The sequence below is a fragment of the Lactobacillus leichmannii genome, from assembly GCF_024701915.1.
Taxonomy (GTDB): domain Bacteria; phylum Bacillota; class Bacilli; order Lactobacillales; family Lactobacillaceae; genus Lactobacillus; species Lactobacillus delbrueckii.
Genome location: NZ_QOCY01000057.1, coordinates 62,887 through 73,849, shown reverse-complemented (window position 1 = coordinate 73,849; position 10,963 = coordinate 62,887). Strand labels below are relative to the sequence as shown.

The window sequence follows — 10,963 nt, the reverse complement described above, 5'->3', positions numbered from 1 at the left end:
GTTTTCAAAGTACCAACTTGCGTCTTAGTGACGCAACGTTTTATATCTTACTCGCTTGTTTGATTCTTGTCAACAAGTTTTCGATATTTTCTTTTTGCCTTCAATTGCCTTTCTTTACGAAAGCGCTTCTTGCTTGCCTTGAAGACATTTACTACTTTACCTTGTTTTTTCTTTTTCGTCAACTTTTGCCTTTTAATTGTCTTTTCTGCCAAACGCCAGGAGGTGTTGTAAAGGTTGTTTCCTTTTTTATTTTTCAAAATCCTCGCGCACTTTTGGAAAAATTGCTTTTTCGGAAAAATCGTTCGGATTTTATGCCTTTTCTAGGTTAAATGCATAAAAAGTTTTTTGAAATTTTTTGTTTTTTCAACTTTTTTACGGGTTGAAAGTAAAAAAAGGAGCAGCCAAATGACTGCTTCTTGCTTATTTTAGGTATTGCACGGTGATGTCGCTGGCGTTGATCAGGAGTATCTGGTAATTTTCGTGTCTGGCAATTTGCTGGGCACTAAGGCGGAGATATTGCTCGGTTTGCTTAAAGTCAAAGTAGCTTGCCTCACCCTGGTCAACCTTTTTGGCAAAGGCCTGCAGCCGCTTGGCAATTTCTGATTCCGGCTTGTTCCATTCATTAACGATCTGCTTAAAGACTGCCGGTGCCCGCTTGACTTCTTTCTGAAATTCTTCGTTGACATAAAGCAAGCGGAAATGGCTGCCATCGTCTAAGGCCAGGCAGGTCGGCTTGTCGCTGGCCAAGTCCACCAGGCCAACACACTGGTAGAACTTGCTCTGCTGCCAGTTCTCAATTTCGATCCCCTTTTCAGCCACCAGCTTGGCAAACTCACCGGTTGGCAAGGGCTTGCTGTAGTAAAAGCCCTGGATCCGCTCGCAGCCAATCGACTGCAAGAAGTCCAACTTCTGCTTAGTTTCAACCCCCTCAGCCAAAGTATGGATTCCCAGGTCCTTGGCCATCTTCACGCAGGCGGTTAAGATCTTCTTTGAAGCTTCGTCAAAGTCCTTCATGAAGATCATATCCAGCTTGATCTCATCGAATTCAAAATTCTTGAGATAGTTTAAGAAAGAATAGCCGCTACCAAAGTCGTCCATCCAGACTTCATAACCGGCCTGGCGGAAGTTGTGAATGGCCGCCGGCAACATCCTTAGATAAGGCACTTTCGGTGATTTCCACGCGGACTAGGGACCAGCGCAAGCCATTTTTCCGCATGGCCTGGTTTAATTCGGTCAAAGAATCCATCATCTGGAAGTCTGCGCGGGACAAGTTGATGGAAACTGGCACGAGCTTTTCTCCCTTGTCGATACGCCCGCGCAGGCCCTGGGTACCTTCTTGGATGACGTAACGGTCAACCTTGTAGGACAAGTTCATCTCTTCAAAGAGGGGAATAAAGTCATCCGGTGACAAGAATCCCTTGACCGGATGACTGGTTGGTAGTAAACCTGCAGGTAGTGCTTTTCAATAGCTTCATCCAGGTGGTCGATCAAGTACCGCTTTAATTCTTCCTTTTCCTGCATGGCCGAAGTGGACCCGCACCCGGAGCTGGCTGGCTAAAGGCAGGCGCTTTAATCGGGTGTACAGGCGGATGATCTGCGCTCCCAGTCACCTGGTTCTGGATCATAAACATAGAAATTACTAAAAAAGCCTTCCAAAAACGAATTTTGGAAAGCTCTTCTTGTGAATTATAAAGTTACCTGCTCATTTTCCTTAACCCGGGCCCAGTTGTGGGGATCCTGCAGGGTCATGTCCAGCTTGCCCAGCATGTGATCCAGCTTGTGGTATTCGGTGTCCCTTTCTTCATCGGTCGTCTTGGCCAGTTCTGCCTTCAGTTCATCCGCAAAGATGGTTTCTTCGGCGTTGGTCCAGAAGTAGTCTTCATACTGGATCCCGCTAAAGCGCCAAGGCTTAAAGAAGAGATTGTAGTGGATAAGGCCAGGATTTTCCAAGGCCGCGGTATTTTCGTTTGGCATGGCGTCCCAGCGGCCGTCCAGGTACTTGATCCGGCCGGAGCAGATTTCATTTAGGTAGTCCTGGTCCGGGGCGATGCAGTCAAAGTGGTAGCGGCCCAAGAGGCTGAAGAACTTGTCAACGAAGTTTTCCTCTCTGAAGGCCTTGGCGTTCATGACCAGCATCCCTGAATTGATGTATTCCTTCGGATCCAGAGCCAAGACTTCCTTGATATAGCGGAGCATCTTTTCCACGAACTGGATGGAAGTGTCGGTGCAGGCACCCAGGAGATTATTGCCTAAGTCATGGTCATAAAGCTTGGCGATGTCGTCATTTAAGACCGTGTCACTGTCGATGTAGACTACCTTGTCGTATTCCGGGAAGAGGTCCGGGATAAAGAGGCGGTAGAAAATGGACATGGCAAAGAAGTCGCCCCGCAAGTAGTTCTCCTTCCGGTCCTGGATTGGCTTGAGGAGTTCGTCGGACATCTCGTAGAACTTAATGTGGACATTGTCTCTGTTATAAGCGGCCAGGGCCTTTTCATGGTCCCGGCTTAAGCCCTGGTGCAAAAAGGTTACCGTGTAGTCACGCTTTGGGTCAGCATGCTTGACTAAAGAGTGCAGTGAGACAGCCGCGTATGGGGTGAAGTCGTCACTGATTGAATAAAATACTGGAACTGTCATTAATATTTTTCCTTTCCATCTATCCTCAATCAATATACTACATTGTAGTTCTTACCAGCATTTTAGCAAGAGAAAAGTGCAAATCGTATGAAATATTACATTCGTTTTCTCTATGAGAAAAGGTAGTGGAGGGCCTGGCGGACGCTGGAGACCGGGATTACCTCAATCCCCAAATCCTGCAAGGCCGGGTTCATATTGTATTTCGGGATAAAAATCCGCTTGAAGCCAACCTTGCCGGCTTCCTTGACTCGGGCCTGGATCTGGTTGACCCGGCGGACTTCCCCGGTCAGGCCGATTTCCCCAACAAAGCAGTCAGTCGCGGAGATTTCCTTGTCATAGTAACTGGAGGCAATGGCCATGGCGATGGCCAGGTCAATGGCCGGTTCGTTTAAGCGGATGCCGCCGGTCGCTGATAAATAGGCGTCCTGGTTCTGCAGCATTAGGTTCCCCCTTTTTTCCAAAACGGCTAAAAGCAGGGAGACCCGGTTGTAGTCCAGGCCCGAAGTAGTCCGCTTGGCATAGCCGAAGGCGGTTGGGGTGACCAGGGCCTGGATTTCGCCCAAGATCGGCCGGGTGCCTTCTAAAGAAACGACCACGGCTGACCCAGTTGAGTCGGGCAGGCGTTCATCTAAGAAGACCGCGGAAGGATTGGTCACTTCTGCCAGGCCTTCGGTCTTCATTTCAAACATGCCGATTTCGTTGGCCGCCCCAAAACGGTTCTTGACTGAGTGCAGAATCCGGTAGGCATGGTGCTCGTCACCTTCAAAGTAAAGGACGGTGTCAACCATGTGCTCCAGGATTTTCGGCCCGGCGATGGACCCTTCCTTGGTCACGTGGCCGATGACAAAGACAGTGACCTGGTCCAGCTTGGCGATCTTCATCAATTCGGCGGTAACTTCCCGGACCTGGGAAGCTGATCCCACCATGGAGTCCAGGCTGGGTTCATTCATGGTCTGGATGGAGTCGATCACGACAAAATCTGGCTTAACGTCGTCGATCTGGTCGCGGATATGTTCCATGTTGCTTTCCGGGTATAAAAGCATGGGGCTTTGGCCCAGGCCGAGCCGGTCAGCCCGCAGCTTGATCTGGCTGGCAGATTCTTCCCCGGAGACGTAGAGGACCTGGTATTTTTCGGCCAGCTCGCTCATGATCTGCAGCATCAAAGTGGACTTGCCGATGCCGGGGTCCCCGCCAATCAAGACCAAAGAGCCTGGTACGATCCCGCCGCCTAAGACCCGGTTAAGTTCAGAGGACTTGGTTAAGACCCGCCCTTCTTTTTCCGCCTTGACGGTGGACATTTTAACGGCTTCTTTAGCACCCACGCTGGCCATCAGGCGGCTGGGGGTAGCTTTAGTAGAAGTCTGGCGGACCTCCTGGCTTTCTTTTTCAAACTGGTTCCAGGCCCCGCAGTTCGGGCACCGGCCCAGGTAAGAAGCGGAGATGTAGCCGCAAGACCGGCACTTATACTGGGTTCTAGCTCTGGCCATTACTTGCCGCCCTTCTTGCCGGTTGAGCCAAAGCCGCTTAAGCGCTGGCTTTCGATTGGCTGGTCGTCATCAGTTTTGAGGTACTTAATAAAGATACCCTGGGCGATCCGTTCACCCTTTTTGATCTTGAGGGGACGGACGCCATAGTTCAAGACTTGGACGAAGATCTCCCCTTCATTGTTGGGGTTGTTGTAGTAGTCGCTGTCGATGACACCGATCCCGTTTGGCAAGGACAGGTTGCGCTTGAAAGTGTTGGAGGACCGGTTGGCCAGGATCAGGACCTCGTCTTCTGGCATGTAGGCCTTGATGCCAGTTGGGACTAAGATCGGCTTCAAGACTTCTTCAGCCTGCAAAAAGTCGCTTTCGATCAAGTCATGGCCGTTTCTGATCAAGCGGAAGATCCTGACGAAGTTCAAGCTCCAGATGCTGGGGATGGTGATGTCGCGGGCAGCTTCGATATCATAGCCGGCGCTGGCCAAAGTCTGCCGGCGGGGCAGGGTCAAGCCTTGTCCTTCATAGTTCTTAACTACTTCAAAGCCTCTTACTCTGTTCATGTTTTTTTGCTCCTTTAATTATCTAGACATCTATTTTACACTAGTTAAGACAGCAAAGGAAAAGGCAAGGACCGCAAAATATTTGCTGCTTTGAAAGGAAAAGCTATGCCAGAAGAAAGAGAAAAAGTCATTGAAATCAAGGCTGACGGTCAGTTAGTTGCCAAAAGTCCCCTCCTCTTGATCAAGAGAAAAAGCGGGCCGGTTTGGGCCATGAACCAGCTTTTTATCGGGCCGGGGGCACCAGAAGGAACTTTAGACCAAGTAATGAAGCAAGTAGAAAAGCTTTGCCAGGAGACGGGCTTAAAAGTTTGGCCTTTAGACCCGCAAGTGATCGCTTATTGTCAAAAGCACGGGGAATTGACGAACATTTGGGCCGGGAAACCAACAAATTAAGCTGCTTTGATAGACGGCCTTGTTTTTATGGGCTAAAATGAGCTTAGACAGTTTTTTAAAAAGAAAAAAGAGAAACAGGAGGCAATAGGATGTCAAAAGAAATCAGCTTTGACACGATCGAAAACTTCACCAGCAACTTGAGCAAGCACCCAGCTTACGGGGTAGCTGCCAACGCTGCCCAAACCAACGGGATCTTCAAGGCCAGCCAAAGCACCCAAAGCAAGGTGGACCTGGATCCGACCTTCTCAGTGGAAATCGACACTGGTTCAGTTACCAACCAAAAGCTGTCAGGCCGCTGCTGGATGTTCAGTGCTTTGAACACCATGCGTCACTCAATCCAAAAGGAATTCAAGCTGAAGGGCTTTGAATTGTCACAGAGCTACACCTTCTTCTGGGACAAATTTGAAAAGTCAAACTTCTTCTTTGAAAACGTGATCGGCTCAGCTGACAAGCCACTGGGCGACCGGAAGGTCTCCTTCCTCTTTGCCACTCCACAATCAGACGGCGGGCAATGGGACATGCTCTGCGGCTTGATTGAAAAGTACGGGATCGTGCCGAAGAAGGTTTACCCGGAAACTGCTAACTCAGAAAACTCCCGCGCTTTGAATGACACTTTGAACACCATGCTCCGCAAGGGCGGTTTGGAACTGCGGGCTTTGGTCAACGAAGGCAAGAGCGCAGAAGAAGTAGAGGCGCACAAGGCTGAACTTTTGGACGCTATCTTCCGCATGCTGGCTACTTCACTGGGCCTGCCGCCAAAGAGCTTCAACTTTGAATACACTGACGATGACGGCAACTACCACATCGACAAGGACATCACCCCGCAAGACTTCTTCAAGAAGTACGTTGGCTGGGACCTGGAAAACTACATCTCAGTTATCAACGGGCCTACTGCTGACAAGCCATACAACAAGGTCTTCTCAGTTGAATACCTGGGCAACGTGGTTGGCGGCCGGCAAGTCCGCCACCTCAACCTGGAACTGTCCAAGTTCAAGGAACTGATCATCAACCAATTGAAGCAAGGCGAAGTTGTTTGGTTTGGTTCAGACGTTTCCAAGGGCGGTGACCGGGAAGCCGGGCTTTTGGACACTAAGATCTACCAAAGAGACCAGCTTTTTGACTACGACTTCTCAATGAGCAAGGCTGACCGCTTGGACTCAGGCGAAAGCATGATGAACCACGCCATGGTTATCACTGCCGTTGACCTGGTTGACGACAAGCCAACTAAGTGGAAGATCGAAAACTCATGGGGTGACAAGCCAGGCTTCAAGGGCTACTTCGTCATGAGCGACGAATGGTTCGACCAATTCGTTTACCAGGCTGTTTTGAACAAGGCCTTCCTGCCAGAAGATGTTAAGAAGGCTTACGACGAAGGCAAGGAAAACCCAATCGAACTTCTGCCATGGGACCCAATGGGCGCTTTGGCTTTCGACTTCTAATAGATTTGAATAGATATGAAAAAACGAGTTGCATCGCGCAACTCGTTTTTTGGTATGTATGGAAATTTAGTGTTGAACAAAACATTGAATCACGTCTTTGGCATTCAAATGCGTCAGCAAAATAGCGATGTTTTGATCTGCTTTTGGCAGCCAGTCATTATTGAGGTCCACGTATTTTTCCGTCCGCGTCCCCCCTTCTTCTGGCATGATCAAGGCATCCACCGTTCTCGCAGCCCGTTTTCTAAACAAGAAGTGATAAACCAGCTGTTTGTGATTCAAGTCTGTCAGCTTGGTGTAGTATTTTGAGTCAAAAATATATTGAGTACCAGTACTTTTATCCAGCCAATAATGGTCCGGTTCCAGTCGCCAACCAGGATGCGCCAGGTTGTATCCATTATCGGATAATTTGGCAAACCGCATCCCTTCGTCACTACTATGTTCAGTTCCAACTAGCAGTTGCTGACCATCTTGATTAAGACCCGCGAAATGCCCGTTTAAGTACTTCTCAACCGCCTTTTCCCACAGGTTAGCATAATCATACTGCTTGATGTACTTCGTCTCAAATGAGCCAGTATTTGCCTCTCTTAAGAAAATAATCAAGTTCATCACCAAAGCTTTGTCAGCATCTTTAAAAATACGCGACTGTAGCACGTTCAACTGGCCGATAATCTTATCAGCGTTTGCCAAAAATACGTTGTCGATGCCGCGGCTGGCAATCCTAGAATTACTTGGCAGATCCAAAAAATCACCAAACAGCTGTACAGTGTAATTGATGGCAAAGACCATCGCTTGAGTGATTAGATTTTCGTTGTTCTGATGTTTTCTGACATAGAATGGGGTGAAAATCAAATTCCCACCACCAATCAGTTTATGCGACTTCTTGATCGTCTTCTTCCAAGAGATATTTCCCTTGTATCCCTTGGTAATCCGCTGATTGTCTTCATGATAAAGACCATATGTCTGGTAGTAGTCATAGATCCGGTAAAACGATGACAAGGAAAAATTGCTTTCAAGGTCCTCACTTTTGGCATAAGTCCGGTATTCCGAACTCAAATTGTATTCCAAGACTGAGCTCATTATCAGTTTGATTTCTCCAACCTTGTCCCGGTAGCTCAAGTCAGAAAACTGCTCAATATCCGCGTAATGCTTTGGCAGAGATGCCAAAAGTCTATCGCCTTTTCTGACGATTCCGACAAAATTGGCAAAAGCCAAATTTCTGCCTGCAGCCGCGTCATAGCTAATTTTAAAATCCCGGCCATCCAGACCATAGTACTGACACAATTTGGCTGAAAGAGGCTGGCCGTCTTTAACGACATCAATTTTCAGCGTGTTCAAAATCGGCTTCCTTCTTTACCTTGGCAGCTTTGATTCCTAATTCGTCAACAAACTCTTTAGAGAAAACCTGCTCATGGCCAAATTTATCATAAAGGTCAGCGAAACAAGAAATCTTTTGGTCATCAAAAATCTTCTTGTCGACAAAGGTGTTTTGCGCAACCTTGGCAACATCTTCCCAAAGATACTGCAACAGCTTGTCTCTGACCAGCTCGGTTGCCTGCTTCTTGTCTACCAATATCGGCTGACCATTTTCATCGACCTTACCTTCATCTTGGAAATTGATAAAGTATGGCCCAATCTGCTTGTCTTCTGCCAGCCCTAAATCAGCCACAATAAAGTGGTTCAAGCTTTGGTAAAAAACAGCCCAGTCAATCGAGTAGTCAGTTGCGATTTCAATCTTGGCGTTGTTGGTAAAGTGCGCAAGATCGATATTAGTGGAAACATACTTCCAGAGGAAACGGCGCTTAAAGGCCGTATCCATGACAAAGACGTTTTGGTCATTAGTGTTAACTGTCCCGATTATCGTCAGATTGGATGGCAGAAAGACTGGGAAATCGTTGGCCTGGTCTGGCCCAATCCCAAAGACTTTGTTGGCCAGCAATTCGTTATTAATGCTATATTGGCTACGTCCAGTTGAGTCACGGTCAAGCAGCTGGAACAAATCTCCGAATACCGCTGCCACGTTCGACCGGCTCATTTCTTCCATAATCAAAAAGACATGTTTGTCAGGATTCTCAACCGCCTTCTTCAAGGCGCTGGTAAAGACACCTGGAGCAAGCTCATAAGTAACCCTGTCATTTTCCTTGACGCTTGGCCTCAGTTGACCAACAAGATCAGAATAGTCGTATTCTGGGTGCAGAGTGACACGGAAAACCAGGGGATTGCCAACTTTCGGATCATAATCCGGCAGGCCGTTTTCCCTAATAAAGTATTTGATACCATATGATTTCCCCGTTCCTGGCGCACCATAGAAAATCACATTTTTACCACCAGTTACTGCCTTGGGGATATCTTGGCCAACTTGGCTAGGAAATTCAAAACTGTCTTCATCAACCGGTGTCGTAACTGTCTTGCCTTTCAGCATGCCAATGCAATCGATCGGCAGGTCACCAACATCATCTTTGCGCAAAATGAAGGCGTCATAATGAAGCTGTTCTTTTCTCTTTAAGAGCACTAACACGTCTCCCTCATCAAAAAGCTCCCTAAAAACTCTGGAGTTTTCATCAGACTGAGTAGTGTTACCCAGTTCTATTTGCGGACCATTGTTTGGCCGGCTCAGCTTAACTGATACACCCGCGTCTACAGATGATTTCCCGGCAAAGATATCCACTGATGGGGCTTTCGCGTACTTAAAGTTGCTGAGGTAGAAAGTCATTTTTACTTTCAAGACATAAAAGGACTTAAACGCGTTATCACCATCAACGTCAGTGTATGATGCGATGTCGATATATGGAAAAATGTCCCGTGATTTCCCAGTTATCGCGATATGCGACTGCTTACTAGTGCTGCCTTGCTTATTCAGCAAATTGGTCGTACGCAGGCTCTTCGTAAAAACGGCGTCGTACTTATCACTGGACAAGTTCAAGCCAGAAATTTCTTTTACTTTAGCCGCCACCTGTTGAAAATACTCTTCGAAGTCTCTTACTTTATCTGAACTGCTCATTTTTTCCTCTTTACTTAGTAAACTTGATTAATTCTTGGCCGATCGCTCTCGCCAAAAGAGGTGGAACGCTATTGCCGATCTGCTGGTAGGTTTTGGTAAATGACCCTTGGAAGAAGAAGTCATCAGGATATGACTGAATTCTCGCTGCTTCTCTAGGCGTCAGCCCTCTTGCTTGGCTAGGATGGATGTACATGTTGCAGTCAAACTTCATGTGGGCAGTAATAGTTTTGCACGGCACACTAGGGATCAGCTTGAAATACTTATCTTTAAAAATATCTTTTCTGGAAGTATACGGCATGATGTCAGCAATCTTTGGGCTGTCCGAGCGGTCACCAGGCTCCATTCTTCCGTAAATCTCAATATCACGGTCATTGTTATAGCGTGACTTGTGGTTAAAGACAATATTTCCCTGTCCATCTGGATTGATCAATTGCAAGTACTTGCTGCCATAAACTGCTTCTTCTTTGTCGATAAGATAGCCGATCTTTTCATTTTCCAGCTGTGGATTGTTCTTTACTCTTGATGCCTCTAGCGGCCTTAAGCCTGCCAGTGCTTCACTTAATGGCCTGTCGCTTTGCTTGCCGGACTTGTTCAAAATCTGATTCATCACTTCTTCAGCACTAGTTTTGTAGTGGTCAGCAATATCTTTTCTGATGCCAATGTAAATCAGCCGTTCTCTATTTTGTGGAACGCCAAAATTCCGGGCATTCAAAACCTTGTAGTAAATATCATAGTGAGAAGCTGAATTATTAAAGTCTTCCAGAACTTGACAAGCAACCTTCAGCATCCCCTTTACGTTTTCCATGACAAAAACTTTGGGCTGCAATGCTGTAACTGATTCTACGTAGTACTTGTAGAGTTTGTTTCTTGGATCATCGATCAAGCGTTGCCGGTTAGCTTCTGAAAAACCTTGGCATGGCGGCCCGCCGGCAACCATATCCACCTCTTCATTCACGTAATCGTTGATATGGGAGGAGATGTTTTCAATCCCGCCCATGGTTATCTGGTCACCTGGAATTTCCGGGTGGTTGAAGCTATAAGACTGCAGGGCTGCCTTTTCAATATCATTGGCAAAAATAACTCTAAAGCCACTTTGCGCTAAGCCTAATGACAGACCACCCGATCCGCAGAAAAGGTCGACCAGAGTTGGCTTAGCTAGTTGGGCTAAATCAGTTGACTCGATTTCCCTGTATTCTTTGGAGTACTTTCTTAAATATCTGTTAGCAAAAACATCCTCTTTTGAGATCTTCTTCATGCTCTCAAGCAAATGATCATACAATGTTTTGCCAGTCAGAGCCTTCAATTGCTTAAGGTCCCGCGTGGAATCAGTCAATCCAAAGCTATACAGCATTTCGGCAACATGCTCGTCGCTAGCCTCTGGATCAGCTTCCGGCAAAAGCAGATCGATCGTCTTAACCAGATTCTCGATCATGCTAACAACTTCTTTTTTAGTAAAAA

The 10,963-nt window shown here is 47.1% G+C and carries 12 protein-coding genes; 3 read left to right on the top strand and 9 right to left on the bottom strand.

What is annotated here, in order from left to right; all coding sequences use genetic code 11:
* Positions 1 to 329, top strand: a 329-nt coding sequence (locus DS743_RS09190) for a hypothetical protein (protein WP_258945825.1), incomplete at its 5' end; no start/stop codon positions are given.
* Positions 330 to 420: 91 nt separating this feature from the next.
* On the opposite strand, the gene DS743_RS09185 is transcribed toward DS743_RS09190, so the two are convergent.
* From DS743_RS09185 to DS743_RS09160, 6 genes are all read right to left on the bottom strand, one after another.
* Positions 421 to 1,149 carry an EAL domain-containing protein gene (locus tag DS743_RS09185; RefSeq protein ID WP_258945824.1) on the bottom strand — a complete coding sequence of 243 codons (729 nt, stop codon included), beginning with the start codon at positions 1,147 to 1,149 and terminating at the stop codon, positions 421 to 423.
* Entirely contained in the window at positions 1,106 to 1,411 is a 306-nt protein-coding gene (locus DS743_RS09180) for an EAL domain-containing protein (protein WP_269322946.1), read from the bottom strand. The genes DS743_RS09185 and DS743_RS09180 overlap by 44 nt, the downstream gene beginning before the upstream one ends.
* The gene (locus DS743_RS09175; protein WP_181406078.1) at positions 1,372 to 1,521 is read right to left on the bottom strand and encodes a hypothetical protein; all 150 of its coding nucleotides are present in this window, start codon (positions 1,519 to 1,521) and stop codon (positions 1,372 to 1,374) included. Before DS743_RS09175 ends, DS743_RS09180 begins: the two co-directional genes overlap by 40 nt.
* 165 nt (positions 1,522 to 1,686) lie before the next feature.
* Positions 1,687 to 2,634 carry a glycosyltransferase family 8 protein gene (locus tag DS743_RS09170; protein ID WP_003612526.1) on the bottom strand — a complete coding sequence of 316 codons (948 nt, stop codon included), beginning with the start codon at positions 2,632 to 2,634 and terminating at the stop codon, positions 1,687 to 1,689.
* Positions 2,635 to 2,744: 110 nt separating this feature from the next.
* Positions 2,745 to 4,121, bottom strand: coding sequence for a DNA repair protein RadA (radA, locus tag DS743_RS09165; protein ID WP_141372491.1), 1,377 nt, complete (start codon positions 4,119 to 4,121; stop codon positions 2,745 to 2,747).
* Entirely contained in the window at positions 4,121 to 4,675 is a 555-nt protein-coding gene (locus DS743_RS09160; RefSeq protein ID WP_035185611.1) for a dCTP deaminase/dUTPase family protein, read from the bottom strand. The genes radA and DS743_RS09160 overlap by 1 nt, the downstream gene beginning before the upstream one ends.
* 105 nt (positions 4,676 to 4,780) lie before the next feature.
* Between DS743_RS09160 and DS743_RS09155 the strand changes: the two genes are divergently transcribed.
* Both DS743_RS09155 and pepC read left to right on the top strand, forming a co-directional pair.
* Positions 4,781 to 5,068 carry a hypothetical protein gene (locus tag DS743_RS09155; RefSeq protein ID WP_035185613.1) on the top strand — a complete coding sequence of 96 codons (288 nt, stop codon included), beginning with the start codon at positions 4,781 to 4,783 and terminating at the stop codon, positions 5,066 to 5,068.
* A gap of 89 nt (positions 5,069 to 5,157) precedes the next feature.
* A complete protein-coding gene (pepC, locus tag DS743_RS09150) occupies positions 5,158 to 6,507 on the top strand; it encodes an aminopeptidase C (protein WP_141372493.1) in 1,350 nt (449 codons plus the stop codon).
* A gap of 66 nt (positions 6,508 to 6,573) precedes the next feature.
* Here the strand turns inward: pepC and DS743_RS09145 are convergent, their stop codons facing one another.
* The 3 genes from DS743_RS09145 to DS743_RS09135 are packed head-to-tail and all read right to left on the bottom strand — an operon-like array spanning position 6,574 to position 10,937.
* Positions 6,574 to 7,842, bottom strand: a complete 1,269-nt coding sequence (locus DS743_RS09145) for an LlaJI family restriction endonuclease (protein ID WP_035185615.1) — start codon at positions 7,840 to 7,842, stop codon at positions 6,574 to 6,576.
* Positions 7,823 to 9,505 carry an McrB family protein gene (locus DS743_RS09140; RefSeq protein WP_072544149.1) on the bottom strand — a complete coding sequence of 561 codons (1,683 nt, stop codon included), beginning with the start codon at positions 9,503 to 9,505 and terminating at the stop codon, positions 7,823 to 7,825. The genes DS743_RS09145 and DS743_RS09140 overlap by 20 nt, the downstream gene beginning before the upstream one ends.
* 10 nt (positions 9,506 to 9,515) lie before the next feature.
* Positions 9,516 to 10,937, bottom strand: coding sequence for a DNA cytosine methyltransferase (locus DS743_RS09135; RefSeq protein WP_231128269.1), 1,422 nt, complete (start codon positions 10,935 to 10,937; stop codon positions 9,516 to 9,518).
* Positions 10,938 to 10,963 lie beyond the last annotated feature (26 nt).

Excerpts from the sequence above, each read along its gene's own strand:
- DS743_RS09185 (WP_258945824.1), bottom strand. The coding sequence starts at position 1,149 with ATGTTGCCGGCGGCCATTCACAACTTCCGCCAGGCCGGTTATGAAGTC.
- DS743_RS09175 (WP_181406078.1), bottom strand. The coding sequence starts at position 1,521 with ATGCAGGAAAAGGAAGAATTAAAGCGGTACTTGATCGACCACCTGGAT.
- DS743_RS09170 (WP_003612526.1), bottom strand. The coding sequence starts at position 2,634 with ATGACAGTTCCAGTATTTTATTCAATCAGTGACGACTTCACCCCATAC.
- radA (WP_141372491.1), bottom strand. The coding sequence starts at position 4,121 with ATGGCCAGAGCTAGAACCCAGTATAAGTGCCGGTCTTGCGGCTACATC.
- DS743_RS09160 (WP_035185611.1), bottom strand. The coding sequence starts at position 4,675 with ATGAACAGAGTAAGAGGCTTTGAAGTAGTTAAGAACTATGAAGGACAA.
- DS743_RS09155 (WP_035185613.1), top strand. The coding sequence starts at position 4,781 with ATGCCAGAAGAAAGAGAAAAAGTCATTGAAATCAAGGCTGACGGTCAG.
- pepC (WP_141372493.1), top strand. The coding sequence starts at position 5,158 with ATGTCAAAAGAAATCAGCTTTGACACGATCGAAAACTTCACCAGCAAC.
- DS743_RS09140 (WP_072544149.1), bottom strand. The coding sequence starts at position 9,505 with ATGAGCAGTTCAGATAAAGTAAGAGACTTCGAAGAGTATTTTCAACAG.
- DS743_RS09135 (WP_231128269.1), bottom strand. The coding sequence starts at position 10,937 with ATGATCGAGAATCTGGTTAAGACGATCGATCTGCTTTTGCCGGAAGCT.